Source organism: Azorhizobium sp. AG788 (assembly GCF_943371865.1).
Taxonomy (GTDB): Bacteria; Pseudomonadota; Alphaproteobacteria; order Rhizobiales; family Xanthobacteraceae; genus Azorhizobium.
In genome coordinates, this window is sequence record NZ_CALRWL010000001.1 from 1 (window position 1) to 16,473 (window position 16,473).

Sequence of the window (16,473 nt, forward strand, 5' to 3'; positions counted from 1 at the left end):
CAGGCGATCCAGCAGCTGGACAAGGTGATCCAGCAGAATGCGGGCGCCTCCGAGCAGATGTCGGCGACCTCCGAGGAACTGGCGGCCCAGGCCGAGCAGCTCCAGGCCAGCATCGCCTACTTCCGCATCGATGGCGCAGGCGCATCGGCTGGCCCGGCGCGCATGCCCTCGGCCCGCACGACCGGCCCGAAGCCCTCCGCACGGGGCGGCACGCAGGTGCGCAAGCCCGCGGTGGTCACCTCGGTCCGCGCCGCTCAGCCGCGGGCAGCTGCGGGAGCGAACGGTCGCAATGCCGGGATGGTTCTGGATCTCGGCGGCGGCGATGCCCGGGATGCGGAATTCGAACGCTATTGAGCCATCACGCAGGAGGCGCAACCCACGCGTCTCCTGCGCACCCCCATGGGCGCCCTCCCGGTCTTGCATGTGCCAGACCGGGAGGGCGCTTTCCCCGCGCACGCGCAATCCGGCATCGACCGGCGCATGACAGATCGGACCTGAGCTTGACAGCCATGGCGCTCGAAACCCTCGACAATCTGTCCGCGCGCGATTTCCAGCGCCTGGCCGCGTTCATTCAGGACTATAGCGGCATCAAGATGCCCCCCGCCAAGAAGTCCATGGTGGAAGGGCGATTGCGGCGCCGGGTGCGGGCGCTGGGCGTGGGCAGCCTGACGGACTATTGCCGCTATCTGTTCGAGCAGGACGGACTTGGCGGCGAGGCGGTGAGCCTGATCGACGCCGTTTCCACCAACAAGACCGACTTCTTCCGCGAGCCGGACCATTTCCGCTTCCTCGCCGAGCAGGCGGTGCCGCAATTGCTGGAGCAACGGGAGATCTCCAGCAAGGTGCCGCTGAAGATCTGGAGCGCGGCGTGCTCCATCGGCGCCGAGCCCTATACCCTGGCCATGGTGGTGAGCGAACTCGCCCGTGCCGCGCCGGCGCTGCGCTCCTCGATCCTGGCCACCGACATCAGCACCGAGGTGATCGAGACCGCCCGGCTGGGCATCTATCCCGAGGCCATGATCACGCCCGTGCCGGTGGAGCTGCGGCGGCGCTATGTCATGCGCGCCAAGTCCGGCGCGCGCGATCGCGTGCGCATGGTGCCGGAGCTGCGGGGCATGGTGGCCTTCGGCCGCCTCAATCTGATGGAAGCGTCCTATCCCCTGGATGCGGACATGCACGCCATCTTCTGCCGGAACATCCTGATCTATTTTGACAAGGACACGCAGAAGAAGGTTCTGAGCCGGCTATGCCAGCACCTGCGGCCCGGCGGCTTCCTGTTCATGGGCCATTCCGAGACCCTGAACGGCTTCGGCCTGCCGCTCCGCCCGGTATCGACCACCGTCTTTCAACGTATCGGCACACCATGAAGCGTCGGGTCCGCGTCCTGATCATCGATGATTCCGCCTCGGTGCGGCAGACGCTGACGGATATTCTGTCCGCCGATCCCGGGATTGAGGTTCTGGCCGCCGCATCCGACCCCTTCGTCGCCGCCAAGCGCATCCAGCAGGAAGTGCCCGACGTCATCACGCTGGATGTGGAAATGCCGCGCATGGATGGCATCACCTTCCTGCGCAAGCTCATGGCCCAGCGGCCGATCCCGGTGGTCATGTGCTCCAGCCTCACCGAAAACGGCTCCCAGACCTTGATCGAGGCGATGGAGGCGGGGGCCATCGACATCATCCTCAAGCCGAAGGTGGGGACGCGGGCGTTTCTGCTGGAATCCAGCGTGCGCATCTGCGACGCGGTGAAGGCGGCGGCGCGGGCGGACCTCTCGCTGGTGCCGCGGGCGGGGCGTCCCGCGCTCGCCAGCCGGTCGGCGCCGACGGCCAAGCTCAGCGCCGATGCCATGCTGCCCCCGCCCATCGTGCGCGCGTCGCTGACGCAGGAGGCGATGGCCCGCACCACGGAGATGATCGTATGCATCGGCGCCTCTACCGGCGGCACCGAGAGCCTCCGGCTGGTGCTGGAGGCGTTGCCCCATGATTGTCCCGGCGTGGTCATCGTCCAGCACATGCCCGAGCATTTCACCGCCGCCTTCGCCCGCCGTCTGGACGGCCTGTGCGCCGTGGACGTGAAGGAAGCCGAGGATGGCGACACGGTGCGGCGCGGGCGGGTGCTGATCGCGCCCGGCAACCGCCATACCTTGCTGCGGCGCAGCGGGGCGCGCTATTATGTGGAGGTGAAGGACGGCCCGCTGGTCTCGCGCCATCGGCCCTCCGTGGATGTGCTGTTCCGCTCCGCCGCGCGCTATGCCGGGGCCAATGCCATGGGCATCATCATGACCGGCATGGGCGATGACGGGGCGCAGGGCCTGAAAGAGATGCAGACTGCCGGCGCCCATACCATCGCCCAGGACGAGGCCACCTCCGTGGTATTCGGCATGCCGCGTGAAGCCATCCTGCTCGGCGCCGCCGACAAGGTGGTGCCGTTGCAGCAGATCGCATCGCAGATCCTCCTGGCCCGGCGATGGTGAGTGCCCCGGGCCGAGCGGGCGCGTCCGGGGAACTGGCCCATGTGTTTCTGATGCCGGGCCGCCTCTTCTGCGCCGTTGAGCCGAGCCTCGTGACCACCGTGCTGGGATCCTGCGTCTCGGTTTGCATCACCGACCGTGGCCGTGGGGTGAGCGGCATCAATCACTTTCTGCTGCCCGCCCGCGAGGGGAGCGAGGCCAGCCCCCGCTATGGCGATGTGGCAATCCCGCGGCTGCTTGCCGCCATGCGCCGGATCTGCGGGCCGCGCGCCCGGCTGGAGGCCAAGGTGTTCGGCGGCGCCGAAGTCTTGCCCGGCATGGCCAGCGGCGGCAGTGTTGGCGCCCGCAATGTGGTTGCGGCGCTGGAGCAATTGGCCCAGCTCGAGATTCCGGTCGTCGCCCAGCGCACCGGCGACCGCAACGGGCTGCTGATCAAGCTTGTCACCGCCACCGGAGAGGTGCTGGTGCGGCCGGTGATGTCCCACCACGTGCCGGCCGGCGGGGCGCGGCCCGCATAGGGCATCCCGGCGTGTGGCGGCTGGGGCCGCCGCAGAGCTGTGCGCTTGGGTCTTCGCCCGCCGGTCTCTAAAGAGGAAACTCTGGATCGAATCATTTGCCGGCGTGCGGCGGCCGCGACCTGCGCACCGCACCCTTGGGGAGGACAGTGGAATGGCCGAGCGCATCCCCGACGCCCTGCCGGCGATCGCCACGGGACCGGGAGAGCGGCTGATCGCTCCGGCGGCGGCGCGCAATCGCGATGTGATCCTGGAGGTGCTGCGGCCGCTGTTGCCCGCCTCCGGCCTGGTGCTGGAGATCGCCAGCGGCACCGGCGAGCATGTGGCGCATTTCGCCCGCGCGACACCGCATCTGGTCTGGCAGCCGTCCGATCCCATGCCGCAGGCCCGCGCCTCCATCGCCGCCTGGGCGGCGGAGGCCGGGCTTGCCACCATCCGCCCGCCGCTGGCGCTGGATGCCGCCAGCCTGGATTGGCCGCTGGCGCAGGCGGACGCCATCTTGTGCATCAACATGATCCATATCAGCCCGTGGGAGGCGACGCAGGGGCTGATGCGCGGGGCGGGCGCGCTGCTGCCGCCGCGCGGCCGGCTGTTTCTCTACGGTCCCTATCGCCGGGCGGGCGTGCCCACCGCGCCGAGCAATGAGGCGTTCGACGCCGATCTGCGCCGCCGCGACCCGCGCTGGGGCCTGCGCGATCTGGAGGCGGTGGCGGCCTGCGCCGCCGCGCACGGGATCGCGCTGGAACAGGTGGTGGAGATGCCCGCCAACAATCTCTTGGTCATCTTCCGTCAACCCTCCTGAATGGGTGTTCTGTCCAAGGGCAGCGGAAAATTGGAACGCCACGGCAAGCCGCTCTCGACAGAAGCCTCGCCGGCGCGCTAGGGAGAGACACGGCGAATGCGCGACGGGAGCGACCCGGTCGCGGCGCCTTTATGCGGGTTTCAGACCCGCGCGCGGCGCATCCGGTCCGGTTCGGGACGACGACCATCCAGCGGGGGCTGGATCGGCGAGAAGGGCTTTTCGTGTTCAAGATTGCTTTGCTGCTGATTGGTGGGAAAGCCCTGCGGCGCCAGTGGTGGGCCCTGGCGGTGGCTGGACTGGCATTGATGGGCCTTGCGCTGGCGGTGATCGTCGATCTGGTGGATGGGGCCACCGCCATCGCCATCCAGGCTTTCGGGCTGGTGTTCGTCGTGGAAGGTCTGCTGTCCGGGATCGGCATCATCACCTCCCCCAGCGGTGCCGGCCGGGTGGTGTGCGCGGTCAAGGCGGTGATCCTGCTGCTGTTGGGCGGGCTGATCCTCGATACGCCCCTGCGCAACGAGGCCGTGCTCTCCTGGCTGTTCGCCCTGGCGTTCGGGGTCGATGGATTGTTCCGGCTCGGCACCCTGCTGCTGGTGCGGTTCCAGGGCTGGCTGCTCTCAGTGCTGGTGGGCGTGTTCGAACTGGTGCTGGCCGCGCTGATCGTGGCCGATTGGCCGCTGCCGCACGGCTCGGACATTCCCCTGTGCATCAGCCTGTTGCTGCTGGTGGCCAGCGCCAACCTCATGCGCATCGCCTTCCTGCTGCGGTCCTCCTCCGACGAAGTGGCGCTGCTGGCCCTGCCGGTGTTCGGCGCCCGCAACTGGTACGACAACGCCCCGGTGCTGTTCGGGGAGGATGATCCGGGCGATATCGATGCGGGGGTGATGACCGTGCGGGTCTGGACGCCGGTCGGCTCCGCCGAGGTGGCGTCCCGCCGCTATGTGGTGGATCGCTATTTCGGCACGATCGATGTGAACGGCGCCTTCTCCACCGGGCATTCGGCGCTGGAATGCCTGCCGCACGTCTATATCAGCCATTGGCCCGCCCAGGAGCTGGACCCGCAGGGTCGGCTCGTGCGGGCGTTCCGGGCCGGGGCCGAGAATGACATTCCCGGCCAGTTCCAGCCCTCCTATGCGGCCGAAACGGCGCTGTGGCGCGTGGCGGACAAGAAGGTGGAGTTCCACCATTTCAACCTGCGGCGGCTGCGGGCCTATTGGGCCGGCTACCGCCAGGAGGCGACCTACAACTTGACCAACCGCAACTGTTCGGTGGCGGTGGCGGCGGGGCTGGATGCGGCGCTGGAAGGGGTCTTGCAGACCCGCTTTCCCTGGCTGCGCCTGTTCCTGCTGCTGCTGAACCCGGACGTGTGGGCCGCGGGCTATATCCGCTCGCAGGCGCAGACCATGTGCTGGACGCCGGGCATGGTGCTCGACTATGCCTTGGCCCTGCGGCGCATTGTCGACAAAGGCCGCACGCCCTGGCCGGTGCGGGCGATGGATTTCTTCCGCCGCATCCGCGCGGCGCGGACCGTGAGCACCTCCCTCCCATGAACGCTCTGCGCACGGCCCTGGTGGCCCGTCCCGATCTGGTCTCCCGCGCCGCGGTCATCGTCACGGCGATGATGTTCGGCCTGACCTATTCCCTCAGCGCGCCACTGATCGCCCTGGACATGGCCCAGCGCGGCCTGAGCGATGCGCTGATCGGCACCAATGCCGCCATGCATGCGGTGGGTGTGCTCATCACCGCGCTGTTGCTGCCGCGCCTGGTGGCGGGCCTGGGGCCGCGGCGGCTGATCCTGATGTCGCTGGTGGCCTCGGCGGTAGTGCTGGCGGCGTTCGGCGTGGTGGACAATGTGTGGCTGTGGTTCCCGCTGCGGGTGCTGCTGGGCATGTCGGCGGAGGCCCTGTTCGTGCTGTCCGAGACCTGGATCAACGCGCTCAGCACCGAGAACACCCGCGCCCGCTCCATGGCCATCTACACCGCCGCTCTGTCCATCGGGCTGGCGGCGGGTCCGTCCATCCTCTCTCTGGTCGGCACCCATGGGGCGCTGCCCTATCTGGTGGGCGGGGCCATCGCGCTGTCCGCCGCCGTCTTCATCCTGATGCCGTTCGTGGTCGCCCCGGCGTTCGAGAAGCCCAGCGTGGGCAGCCCGCTGCGCTTCTTCCGGCTGGCCCCGGTGGCCATCGGCGCCACCGTGCTGAATGCCGCCGTGGAGACCGCCGGCCTGTCCTTCCTCGCCCTCTATGCGGTGAGCCTGGGTTGGGGCGAGGAGAACGCCACCCAATTGATCTCGGTGATGATGATCGGCGCCATCGTGCTGCAATTGCCCATCGGCTGGCTGGGCGACCTGTACGACCGCCGCCGGCTGGTGATCGGCTGCGCCGTGCTGGCTACCGTGGGGGCGGGGCTGTGGCCGCTGGTGCTGGGTTCGCCCGTCCTCACCTATACCTTGCTGTTCTTCTGGGGCGGCGCCTTCGTCGGCATCTACACGCTGATGCTGACCATTGTGGGCAGCCGGTTTTCCGGCGGCGACCTGGTGGGTATCTATGCGTTGATGGGCTTCACCTGGGGCGGGGGGGCATTGATTGGCCCGCTGGCGGCGGGCTTTGCCATGCAGGCCCATGTGCATGGCATCGCCTTCTTCGTGGCCGGCGCCTGCGGCCTGTTCGCCCTCGGCGCCGCGATCTATCGCAAGGCGTAGGGGCGCTTACGCCGTCAGCGCCCCCACGGCGACGAGATTGCCGCGGTGAACCGCCTCATAGGGCGCGAAATAGCCGAGCGTGCCGGCGGCGAACTGCGGGGCCATCAGGGTTCGCAGATCCGGCACCGCCGTGCGGGGATCGGTGCGGGCCAACCGCAGGGCCGCCACATAGCGTTGCGTCGCGCCGATCAGCTCCGGCCCATAGCCGCCCGCCGCGATCACCGCCTCCGCGCCATGGTTGGGCAGGATGCGGGTCAGGGGCCAGCGCGCCATCTCCGCAAGGCCCTCCAGGTGCTGGGGCAGGCGGTCGGGCTCGTCCACATAAGTGATGGGGTCTTCCAGCGTGTCGCCGGCCAGCAGCAGGCCGCCCGGCAGCAGGGCCACGGTGCCGTCCCGGCTGTGGATGTCCATCTGGCGCAGGTCCACCGGCACCGATCCCACCGTTAGCGTGAGCCGGTCCTCGAACAGGCGGTTGGGCAAAATCAGCGGGCGAATGGGCGGGGTGGCGCTTTCCATCTGCGCGCGGTGGGCGGCCAGGATCTCGGCGGTGAGCCGGTTGGCGATGATCTCGCAATCGGCGAACACGCCATTTCCGGCCACATGATCGTCATGCCAATGGCTCAGCACCACCCGCATGTGCCGGACCCCGGCCTGTTCCAGCGTGCGGCGGATGATGCGCGCATGCGCAAGCGAGATGTGGGTGTCGTAGACCAGCGCTTCCGTGCCATCCACCACCGCAAAGGAGCAGATGCCCAGCGCGTAGGCGCCGTCGTCCAGCCAGTTGGGCGCTTCGGACCAGGCCCGCACGCCGGGCAGGCGGCCATCGTAGAAGGCCACGACATGGGGCGCAGGGCGCAGAATGCGCAAGGTGGACCCCAGGGGGGCGATGGCCGATGGGTGCATGGCTTAGCCTTCGCCTGAGCGGCGTCCGAGGTACGGCACCCAGGGCCAAGGCCCTATGCCGATGGATCAGCTCATTTGGTGGCCATCAGGATGGACGGCGCGCCGCCAATATAGCCAAGCTTTCGGGACCAATAGAAGAAATTGTGCGCGTCCCGGAAGCCGATCTCCCGCAGTTCGTCGAGAAGCCCCCAGCCATAATAGCGGAAGCAGAGCGCGCCATCCTCCGATACCGGATCGCCATGATACTCTGGCGGGAGAATGTGTTCGATCTCGCCATCGACCAGACGGGCTCGTTCCAGATGCTCATGGCACGCGGGAGCGAACGGAACCGTGAAGATAAAGCGACCACCGGGAGCGAGGCAGCGATAGGCCTCGCGCAGTGCGGTGAGATAATCCGGGACGTGCTCCAGAACTTCAAAGCTCAGGATCAGATCCAGGCTGCCATCGGCGAAGGTCAAGGCCGTCGCATCCTCGTGGCGGATGCCGGCGGCATTCGTCCGACCCGGCGCGGTCCCGTCGCGCAGAAATTCACTCCCCGTCACGCGGGTAAAACGATCCGTGAGTTCCTTGAAGAAGGGGGTCACCTGCTCGGCGATAAAGATGCGGGCATCCGGCACCGCCTTGGCCTGATCGCGCATGAAGTGCAGGGTGCCGCGCAGCCGTGCATTGAGGTGGCAATGCTCGCAGACCAGCCGTTCGCGGTAGTTCGGACGGATCCTGCCGTCAGGCGATGCGGCGCTGTAATTATAATCGATCAGAAACCGGGTCTGGCGGTCGCAGACGGCGCATTCTCCGTCCAGCCATGACGTCTCGCCCGCTGGTGGGGCAATCTCATCCTCGATCTGACACCGGGTATAGCCGTACAAATTCACATGCTCTGCATAGGCGTCATACTCTGCCCGGCTTCGGATAGATGCGCACCACAATATTCCTGACATTTATGGCCCCACACCATAATTTAATGCGATGTAAATCGCACTTCAGGAAAATCTATCCGTTTTTAAGTATTTATCGCAATCATAATGCAAAATAATGTCTTTGCCGGCGGTGGGCGGTAATTTCATCCGGTAGGTGGTAATTTAATCCCTCTTCCGAACAACTATTCCGCCGCTTCCTGGCTATGGCCGAGGCGATGGGCCAAGCTCGCCAGCAGGTCGCGGGCGGCGTCCGCGATCACCGTGCCGGGCGGGAAGATGGCTTCGGCGCCGGCGGCTTTGAGGGCCTCATAATCCTGCGGCGGCACCACGCCGCCCACCACCACCATGATGTCGCCGCGCCCTTCCGCCTCCAGCGCCTGCTTCAGCGCCGGCACCAGGGTCAGGTGCCCGGCGGCCAGCGAGGAGATGCCGACGATGTGCACGTCATTCTCCACCGCCTGCCGGGCGGCTTCCTCGGGGGTGGCGAACAAGGGGCCGATATCCACGTCGAAGCCCAGATCGGCGAAGGCGGAGGCGATTACCTTCTGGCCGCGGTCGTGACCGTCCTGGCCCACCTTGGCCACCAGGATGCGCGGGCGGCGGCCTTCATTGTGCTCGAACGCCTCGGCGAGGCGCTGCACCTGCTCTACCTTGTCGCTCATGCCGCCGGCCTCGCGCTTGTAGACACCGGAAATGGCCCGCACTTCCGCCCGGTGGCGGCCGAACACCTTTTCCAACGCATCGGAAATCTCGCCCACGGTCGCCTTGGCGCGGGCGGCATTCACCGCCAGTTCCAAGAGGTTGCCGCCGCCGGCCGCGCTCGTGGTCAGCGCCTCCAGAGCGGCGGTGGTGGCCACCGGATCGCGCTCGGCCCGCAGGCGCTGGAGCTTTTCGATCTGGGCCGCGCGCACGGCGGAATTGTCCACCTTCAGCACGTCGATGGGGGTCTCGCGCAGCGGCTTGTATTTGTTGACGCCCACCACGGTCTGGGCGCCGCCGTCGATGCGGGCCTGGGTGGTGGCGGCGGCTTCCTCGATGCGCAGCTTGGGAATGCCGGCCTCGATGGCCTTGGCCATGCCGCCCAGCGCTTCCACTTCCTGGATATGCGCCCACGCCTTGGCGGCGAGATCGGCGGTGAGCTTCTCCACGAAGAAGGAGCCGCCCCACGGGTCGATCTGCCGGGTGGTGCCGCTCTCCTGCTGCAGCAGGATCTGGGTGTTGCGGGCGATGCGGGCGGAAAAGTCCGTGGGTAGGGCAAGCGCCTCGTCCAGCGCATTGGTGTGCAGCGACTGGGTGTGGCCCTGGGTGGCGGCCATGGCTTCCACCATGGTGCGGATGACGTTGTTGAACACATCCTGCGCCGTCAGGCTCCAGCCGGAGGTCTGGCTGTGGGTGCGCAGGGGCAGGGATTTAGGGTTCTTGGCGCCGAGATCGGTCATCAGGCGGGTCCACAGCAGGCGCGCGGCGCGCAGCTTGGCCACTTCCATGAAAAAATTGGTGCCGATGGCCCAGAAGAACGACAGGCGCGGGGCAAACGCATCGATATCCATGCCGGCCTTGGCGCCGGCGCGGACATATTCGACGCCGTCCGCCAGCGTATAGGCCAGCTCCAGATCCTGCGTCGCTCCGGCTTCCTGCATGTGATAGCCGGAAATGGAGATGGAATTATAGCGCGGCATCTCCTTCGACGTATAAGCGAAGATATCGGAGATGATGCGCATGGAGGGGGCGGGCGGATAGATATAGGTGTTCCGCACCATGAATTCTTTGAGGATGTCGTTCTGGATCGTGCCCGAGAGCTTGGCATGGGGCACACCCTGTTCTTCCGCCGCCACGATGAACAGCGCCAGAACCGGCAGCACCGCGCCGTTCATGGTCATGGACACGCTCATCTGGTCCAGCGGAATGCCGGAAAACAGGGTGCGCATGTCGTAGATGCTGTCGATGGCGACGCCGGCCATGCCCACATCGCCCGCCACGCGGGGATGGTCCGAGTCATAGCCGCGATGGGTGGCCAGATCGAACGCCACCGAGAGGCCCTTCTGCCCCGCCGCCAGATTGCGGCGATAGAAGGCGTTGGAATCCTCCGCCGTGGAGAAGCCGGCATATTGCCGGATGGTCCAGGGCTGGGTGGCGAACATGGTGGGGTAGGGGCCGCGCAGGAACGGCGCGATGCCGGGATAGGTGTCGATGAAGTTCAAGCCCGCGATATCGCCGGGGCCATAGAGGCCCTTCACCGGAATGCCTTCCGGCGTGATCCAGGCCGCCGGCGCGTCGGCGGGCGGCGCGAGATCCGGGGCGCGCCAGGCGATGTCGGCAAAGGCGGGCAAGCGGCTCATGGCGATCATCCTAACGTAAGTCCACAGCTCTCGCGAGCCGCGGCAGCATCGGCCGGGTCAGGCGGCCAGCCCGAGGCGTCGGTGTGCATCCTGAAGCGCGGCCAGCACGTCGCAGCCGGCATAGACGAAGCCGTCCACACCCGCCGCGCGCCAGGCGGCTTCCTGGTCGCCGCCGCGGCCGGCGATCCACACCGCCGAAGCACCGGCGGCTTTCAGCGCCGTGGCGGTGGCGGCGGCGTCGTTGGCATAGAGCTCGTCGGAGGAGGCGATGCAGGCGAGCGGCGTGCCGGAGACGGCGAACGACGCCACCAGATCATCCAGGGAAGCAAACCCGTCCGGCACGGTGACCGAGAGGCCGCCGGCCTCGAACACGGTCTTGGCGAAGCTGGCGCGGTCGGTGAAGGCGGCGATGGGGCCGAGCGTCGCCAGGAACACCTGCGGCGTGCCCGCGGCTTCCGCCGCATCGCGCAGGGCCTCGAACGGCTCGGCCAGCCGGTGAGGGGCCAGCGCCGTGTCGGTTGCGGCGCTTTCCCGCGCCGGGGCCGGGGCCAGCACCTCGGGCATGGTCTGGACCAGGATGGGGAATTCCGAGGTGCCGGTGAGCGGCTCCTTGCGACTGGCCAGATCCTTGGCGCGGCGATCACGGGCTTCGGTGATCTGGCTTTGCCACCAGCCCTGTTCCAGGGTTTCGGCGAGGCCACCCTTGCCCTCGAGGGTGCGGAACAGATCCCAGGCGGCGGCGGCCAGCCCATCGGTGTGCGCCTCCACGGCGCCGGCGCCGGCGGCCGGGTCGGCTACCCGGTGCAACTGGCTCTCTTCCAGCAGGATCAATTGGGTGTTGCGGGCGAGGCGCCGGGCGGACGAGTCCGGCAGGCCCAATGCCTGGGTGAAGGGCAGCACGGTGATGCTGTCCGCCCCGCCCACTCCGGCGGCGAAGGTGGCCACCGTGGCGCGCAGCAGGTTCACATAGGGATCGCGGCAGGTCAGGGAGCGCCAGGCGGTGGTGGCGTGGACCTTCAGGGCGGTGGGCTTGAGCCCGCTTTCCCGCAGCACCGCGCCCCACAGCAGGCGGACGGCGCGGAACTTGGCCATGGTGGCGATCTGGTTGACGTCGGCGGTGAGCGCCACATCAATGCGGCTGGCAGCCTCTTCGAGCGTGAAGCCACCCGCCTCCAGCGCCCGCAGATAGGCAACGGCGGCTGAGAGCACGGCGGCCAGTTCCTGGGCATCGGTGGCGCCCGCAGCATGGTGCACGGCGCCGTCCGCCCGCAGCAGCGGCCCGGAAAAGCCGCGCGCCTTCAGGATGGACGCGGTCTCCGCCACCCGGTGCGACAGCATCGGCCACGGCATGGGGGCGGAGCCCATGGCAGCCATGTCCGCCAAGGGATCGAGGCCGAAGGAGACGGACAGGCCGGCGGGGTCGAGCTGGCGCACGTCCAGCAGTTCGGCGAAGGCGAGGGCATCCTCGCGGCCCTTGAAGGCGCCGCTTTCCAGCCGGGTCTCGATCAGGTCCGGCATCACCCCATCCAGCACCTGCTCCAGCCGGGTGCCGTCGGGCAGGCCGAAGCCGTGGGCGGAGGGCGAAGAGGCAAACACCAGGGTCAGCCCCGAGGCGCCGCCGTCCAGATCTTCCAGCGCCTGGGCATTGGCGGCATCCGGCTGCGGCTGGTCCACCCGGGCGCTGACAATCCACGGCAGGCCGGCGCCGCGTCCGGCGACGGGCTGGGCCTCGGCCTTGCGCGGGGGCAGCGCATCCAGCGCCAGCCCTTCGGCGGTGCGGGTGATCAGCCGCTTGTCATAGGGCGCGCCCTTGAGCACGCCGTCCACCAGCTTCAGCCAGTCCTCCCGGCTGACCGGCGCAAGATCGGTGGCGAAGGGAAGGGGGGCATCCATGCGATCGCTCACCATCTGTGCTCTCCCGTTCGCTCAGGCGAATTCCAGGATGACCGCGTCCACAGCGAGGCTGTCGCCGGCCTTGGCGTGGACGGTCTTGATGACGCCGTCGCGTTCGGCGCGCAGGACGTTTTCCATCTTCATGGCTTCCACTACCGCCAGCGCCTCGCCCGCCTTCACCTCCTGGCCGGGCACCACGGCGATGGACACCACCAGACCCGGCATGGGGCAGAGCAGTTCCTTGCCGCCGGCACCGGTCACCTTCTCCGGCATCAGCAGCGCCAGCGCCGCCTCCCGCTCGGTATAGACCCGCGCCAGCACCGCCACGCCGCGATGGGCCAACGTGACGCCATTGGGGATCGGGCGCACCTGCACCGAGACCTTCTCCCCCGACATGGTGCCGGACCACACCGGCTCGCCCGGCACCCATGTGGTGAGTACCGTATAGGTGTCGGTCACCTCCCCGCCCCAGGTGAGCAGGGTGACGGTGAAGCCGCCGGGGATGGCGTCGATCTCGGCGGATTGGAGCTGCACCCCGCCTTCGCCGGTGAGTTGCACCACGCGGCGGCGGTCGAAGGTCACCGGCTTGCCGGAAATCTGGCCGGAGATCTGCCGTTTGCGGGCATTCTGCACATGGTCGATGGTCGCTGCCACCGCGCACAAAGTGTGGGCGGTGTCGCCGTCCGGGGCGCGGGCGTGGAAGCCATCGGGATATTCCTCGGCGATGAAGCCGGTGGAGAGCCGCGCCTCCTTCCAGCGCGGATGCGCCATCAGGGCCGAGAGGAACGGGATGTTGTGGCCGATGCCGTCGATGGCGAAGGCATCCAGCGCATCCGCCTGGGCGGCGATGGCCTCGGCCCGCGTGGGGGCATGGGTCACCAGCTTGGCGATCATGGGATCGTAGAACAGCGAGATTTCCCCGCCTTCATAGACGCCGGTGTCGTTGCGTACGGTGATGCCGCCGTGAACGCCTTCCGCCGGCGGGCGATAGCGCACCAGCCGGCCGGTGGAGGGCAGGAAGGAGCGGTAGGGGTCTTCCGCATAGACCCGGCTTTCCACCGCCCAGCCGTTCAGCTTCACATCGCCTTGGGTGAAGGTGAGGGGCTCGCCGGCGGCGACGCGGATCATCTGCTCCACCAGATCGATGCCGGTGATCAGTTCGGTGACCGGATGCTCCACCTGGAGGCGGGTGTTCATCTCCAGGAAGTAGAAGCTCTTGTCCTGGCCGGCGACGAATTCCACCGTGCCGGCGCTGTCGTAGCCGACCGCTTTGGCCAGCGCGACCGCCTGCTCGCCCATCTTCTGGCGGGTGGCTTCGTCCAGCAGCGGCGAGGGGGCTTCCTCCACCACCTTCTGGTTGCGGCGCTGGATGGAGCATTCGCGCTCGCCCAGATAGAGCACGTTGCCATGCTTGTCGCCCAGCACCTGGATCTCGATGTGGCGCGGCTCGACGATGAACTTTTCCACGAACACGCGGTCATCGCCGAACGAGGATTTCGCCTCGGACTTGGCGCGGTCGAAGCCGTCCTGCACCTCGTCGCGGGAATAAGCGATGCGCATGCCCTTGCCGCCGCCGCCGGCGGAGGCCTTGATCATCACCGGATAGCCGATCTCGTCGGCGATCTCGGCGGCATGGGCGCCGGTCTCGATCACCCCCAGATAGCCGGGCACTGTGGAGACATTGGCCGCCGCCGCAGCCTTCTTGGATTCGATCTTGTCGCCCATGGCGTCGATGGCATGGGGATTGGGGCCGATGAACACGATGCCCGCTTCCGCCAGCGCGCGCGGGAAGGCGGCGCGCTCGGACAGGAAGCCGTAGCCCGGATGCACCGCCTCGGCGCCGGTCTGCTTACAGGCCTCGATGATCTTCTCGATGATCAGATAGGACTGCGCCGCCTGGGGCGGGCCGATGTGGACGGCTTCGTCCGCCATCTCCACATGCAAGGCGTCCTTGTCCGCATCGGAATAGACCGCCACGGTCTTGATGCCCATCTTGCGCGCGGTCTTGATGACGCGGCAGGCAATCTCGCCGCGGTTCGCGATCAGGATCTTCTTGAACATTGCGTTCGGTCCCCGGCGCCAGCGGCGCATATGTCATCCCTGGAAGCCGTCAGGGCCGGGTCTGTCCCGGCCTCCTGCGGCGCCCCCTCAGCGTCGCCTGTCAGGCGCCGCGTGGATGCCCGGGCCTGAGCCCGGGCCTGACGGCCGCTAGAGCGGCAAATTGTCGTGCTTCTTCGCCGGCTGCTCCACGCTCTTGGAGCGCAGCATGGCGAGCGCGCGGGCGAGGCGCCGGCGCGTGGAGTGGGGCATGATGACTTCGTCGATATAGCCGCGCTCCGCCGCCACGAACGGCGAGAGGAAGCGCTGCTCGTAATTCTTGGTCTGGGCCGCGATCTTGTCCGGATCGCCCATGTCGGCGCGGAAGATGATCTCCACCGCCCCCTTGGCGCCCATGACCGCGATCTGCGCGGTCGGCCAGGCATAATTGACGTCGCCGCCTACATGCTTGGAGGCCATCACGTCATAGGCGCCGCCGAACGCCTTGCGGGTGATGAGCGTGACCAGCGGCACCGTGGCCTGGGAATAAGCGAACAGCAATTTGGCGCCGTGCTTGATCAGGCCGCCATATTCCTGCGCGGTACCCGGCAGGAAGCCCGGCACGTCCACGAAGGTGACGATGGGAATCTCGAACGCATCGCAGAACCGCACGAAACGGGCGGCCTTGCGGGAGGCGTCGGAATCCAGCACGCCGGCCAGCACCATGGGCTGGTTGGCAACGAAGCCCACCGTGCGTCCCTCAATGCGGCCGAAGCCGGTGACCATGTTGCGGGCATAGGCGCCCTGGATCTCGAAGAAATCGCCCTCGTCGACCACCTTCAGGATCAGTTCCTTGATGTCGTAGGGCTTGTTGGGATTGTCCGGGACCAGCGTGTCCAGGCTCTCGTCGATGCGCAGCGGATCATCGAACGAGGGCCATTCCGGCACGCCCACCTTGTTGTTCAGCGGCAGAAAGTCGATGAGCCGCCGGGTCTGCAGCAGCATCTCCACGTCATTCTCATAGGCGCCGTCCGCCACCGAGGACTTGGTGGTGTGGACCTTGGCCCCGCCCAGTTCCTCGGCGGTGACGGTCTCGTTGGTCACCGTCTTCACCACGTCGGGGCCGGTGACGAACATGTAGGAGGTGTCGCGCACCATGAAGATGAAATCGGTCATGGCCGGCGAATAGACATCGCCGCCGGCGCACGGACCCATGATCAGCGAGATCTGCGGGATCACGCCGGAGGCGATGACATTGCGCTTGAACACCTCGCCATAGCCGCCCAGCGCCGCCACGCCTTCCTGGATGCGGGCGCCGCCGGCATCGAACAGGCCGATGATGGGGGCGCGGGTCTTCAGCGCCAGGTCCTGGATCTTGGTGATCTTCTGCGCATGGGCTTCGGAGAGCGAGCCGCCGAAGACGGTGAAGTCCTTGGCGAACACGAACACCTGGCGGCCATTGACCGTGCCCCAGCCGGTGACCACGCCGTCGCCGGGGATCTTCTGGTTTTCCATGCCGAAGTCGATGCAGCGGTGCTGCACGAAGGTGTCGAACTCCTCGAACGAGCCGCGGTCGAGCAGCAGCTCGATGCGCTCGCGCGCCGTGAGCTTGCCGCGGGCGTGCTGCGCCTCGATGCGCTTCTCGCCACCGCCAAGCCGGGCAACCCCGCGCCGGCTCTCAAGCTCTTCCAGGATTTCCTTCATGTGCTTCCCCCGCCGGATCGCGCTCCGGCCTTCACTGTAGCGGTGCCGAACGTCCGAGGAAAAGCCTGCTGATCCCACCAATTGCAAAGATTGCCGCGCCGCCGGCGTCGGTGGCGCGCACGGGGCGGGCTTGGCAACCCCGGCGCCGGGCAGTGGCGCCGGGGTGCCTGCCTCTTTGGCGTTCCTCGGTAT

The 16,473-nt window shown here is 67.7% G+C and carries 13 protein-coding genes; 7 read left to right on the forward strand and 6 right to left on the reverse strand.

Annotation, left to right across the window (positions count from 1 at the left end; genetic code table 11):
- The 7 genes from AAG816_RS00005 to AAG816_RS00035 form a co-directional block, all read left to right on the forward strand.
- A partial coding sequence (locus AAG816_RS00005; RefSeq protein WP_341987185.1) for a methyl-accepting chemotaxis protein occupies positions 1-354 on the forward strand: 354 nt, incomplete at its 5' end.
- Between the two features lie 155 nt (positions 355-509).
- Positions 510-1,367 carry a CheR family methyltransferase gene (locus AAG816_RS00010; RefSeq protein ID WP_341987187.1) on the forward strand — a complete coding sequence of 286 codons (858 nt, stop codon included), beginning with the start codon at positions 510-512 and terminating at the stop codon, positions 1,365-1,367.
- Positions 1,364-2,473 carry a chemotaxis response regulator protein-glutamate methylesterase gene (locus AAG816_RS00015; RefSeq protein WP_341987188.1) on the forward strand — a complete coding sequence of 370 codons (1,110 nt, stop codon included), beginning with the start codon at positions 1,364-1,366 and terminating at the stop codon, positions 2,471-2,473. Before AAG816_RS00010 ends, AAG816_RS00015 begins: the two co-directional genes overlap by 4 nt.
- A 50-nt stretch (positions 2,474-2,523) precedes the next feature.
- A complete protein-coding gene (locus tag AAG816_RS00020) occupies positions 2,524-2,988 on the forward strand; it encodes a chemotaxis protein CheD (RefSeq protein WP_341987189.1) in 465 nt (154 codons plus the stop codon).
- A gap of 151 nt (positions 2,989-3,139) precedes the next feature.
- Positions 3,140-3,787, forward strand: a complete 648-nt coding sequence (locus AAG816_RS00025) for a DUF938 domain-containing protein (RefSeq protein ID WP_341987190.1) — start codon at positions 3,140-3,142, stop codon at positions 3,785-3,787.
- A 221-nt stretch (positions 3,788-4,008) separates the two neighbouring features.
- The gene (locus AAG816_RS00030; RefSeq protein ID WP_341987191.1) at positions 4,009-5,337 is read left to right on the forward strand and encodes a protease; all 1,329 of its coding nucleotides are present in this window, start codon (positions 4,009-4,011) and stop codon (positions 5,335-5,337) included.
- Positions 5,334-6,488 carry an MFS transporter gene (locus AAG816_RS00035; RefSeq protein WP_341987193.1) on the forward strand — a complete coding sequence of 385 codons (1,155 nt, stop codon included), beginning with the start codon at positions 5,334-5,336 and terminating at the stop codon, positions 6,486-6,488. Before AAG816_RS00030 ends, AAG816_RS00035 begins: the two co-directional genes overlap by 4 nt.
- A gap of 6 nt (positions 6,489-6,494) precedes the next feature.
- Here the strand turns inward: AAG816_RS00035 and AAG816_RS00040 are convergent, their stop codons facing one another.
- The 6 genes from AAG816_RS00040 to AAG816_RS00065 all read right to left on the reverse strand — a co-directional run bounded on the left by AAG816_RS00040 (position 6,495) and on the right by AAG816_RS00065 (position 16,281).
- Positions 6,495-7,391 (reverse strand): MBL fold metallo-hydrolase, encoded by an 897-nt coding sequence (locus AAG816_RS00040; RefSeq protein ID WP_341987194.1) that lies wholly within the window; start codon positions 7,389-7,391, stop codon positions 6,495-6,497.
- Positions 7,392-7,462: 71 nt separating this feature from the next.
- A complete protein-coding gene (locus AAG816_RS00045) occupies positions 7,463-8,257 on the reverse strand; it encodes a methyltransferase domain-containing protein (protein ID WP_341987196.1) in 795 nt (264 codons plus the stop codon).
- A 233-nt stretch (positions 8,258-8,490) separates the two neighbouring features.
- The gene (gene scpA, locus AAG816_RS00050) at positions 8,491-10,647 is read right to left on the reverse strand and encodes a methylmalonyl-CoA mutase (RefSeq protein WP_341987197.1); all 2,157 of its coding nucleotides are present in this window, start codon (positions 10,645-10,647) and stop codon (positions 8,491-8,493) included.
- A gap of 57 nt (positions 10,648-10,704) precedes the next feature.
- Positions 10,705-12,555 (reverse strand): methylmalonyl-CoA mutase subunit beta, encoded by a 1,851-nt coding sequence (locus AAG816_RS00055; protein WP_341987198.1) that lies wholly within the window; start codon positions 12,553-12,555, stop codon positions 10,705-10,707.
- Between the two features lie 18 nt (positions 12,556-12,573).
- On the reverse strand, positions 12,574-14,601 hold the full coding sequence (locus tag AAG816_RS00060; protein ID WP_341987199.1) for an acetyl/propionyl/methylcrotonyl-CoA carboxylase subunit alpha: 2,028 nt from the start codon (positions 14,599-14,601) through the stop codon (positions 12,574-12,576).
- A gap of 147 nt (positions 14,602-14,748) precedes the next feature.
- Positions 14,749-16,281, reverse strand: a complete 1,533-nt coding sequence (locus AAG816_RS00065; protein ID WP_341987201.1) for an acyl-CoA carboxylase subunit beta — start codon at positions 16,279-16,281, stop codon at positions 14,749-14,751.
- Positions 16,282-16,473: the final 192 nt, after the last annotated feature.

Excerpts from the sequence above, each read along its gene's own strand:
- AAG816_RS00010 (WP_341987187.1), top strand. The coding sequence starts at position 510 with ATGGCGCTCGAAACCCTCGACAATCTGTCCGCGCGCGATTTCCAGCGC.
- AAG816_RS00015 (WP_341987188.1), top strand. The coding sequence starts at position 1,364 with ATGAAGCGTCGGGTCCGCGTCCTGATCATCGATGATTCCGCCTCGGTG.
- AAG816_RS00020 (WP_341987189.1), top strand. The coding sequence starts at position 2,524 with ATGCCGGGCCGCCTCTTCTGCGCCGTTGAGCCGAGCCTCGTGACCACC.
- AAG816_RS00025 (WP_341987190.1), top strand. The coding sequence starts at position 3,140 with ATGGCCGAGCGCATCCCCGACGCCCTGCCGGCGATCGCCACGGGACCG.
- AAG816_RS00035 (WP_341987193.1), top strand. The coding sequence starts at position 5,334 with ATGAACGCTCTGCGCACGGCCCTGGTGGCCCGTCCCGATCTGGTCTCC.
- AAG816_RS00040 (WP_341987194.1), bottom strand. The coding sequence starts at position 7,391 with ATGCACCCATCGGCCATCGCCCCCCTGGGGTCCACCTTGCGCATTCTG.
- scpA (WP_341987197.1), bottom strand. The coding sequence starts at position 10,647 with ATGAGCCGCTTGCCCGCCTTTGCCGACATCGCCTGGCGCGCCCCGGAT.
- AAG816_RS00055 (WP_341987198.1), bottom strand. The coding sequence starts at position 12,555 with ATGGTGAGCGATCGCATGGATGCCCCCCTTCCCTTCGCCACCGATCTT.
- AAG816_RS00060 (WP_341987199.1), bottom strand. The coding sequence starts at position 14,601 with ATGTTCAAGAAGATCCTGATCGCGAACCGCGGCGAGATTGCCTGCCGC.
- AAG816_RS00065 (WP_341987201.1), bottom strand. The coding sequence starts at position 16,281 with ATGAAGGAAATCCTGGAAGAGCTTGAGAGCCGGCGCGGGGTTGCCCGG.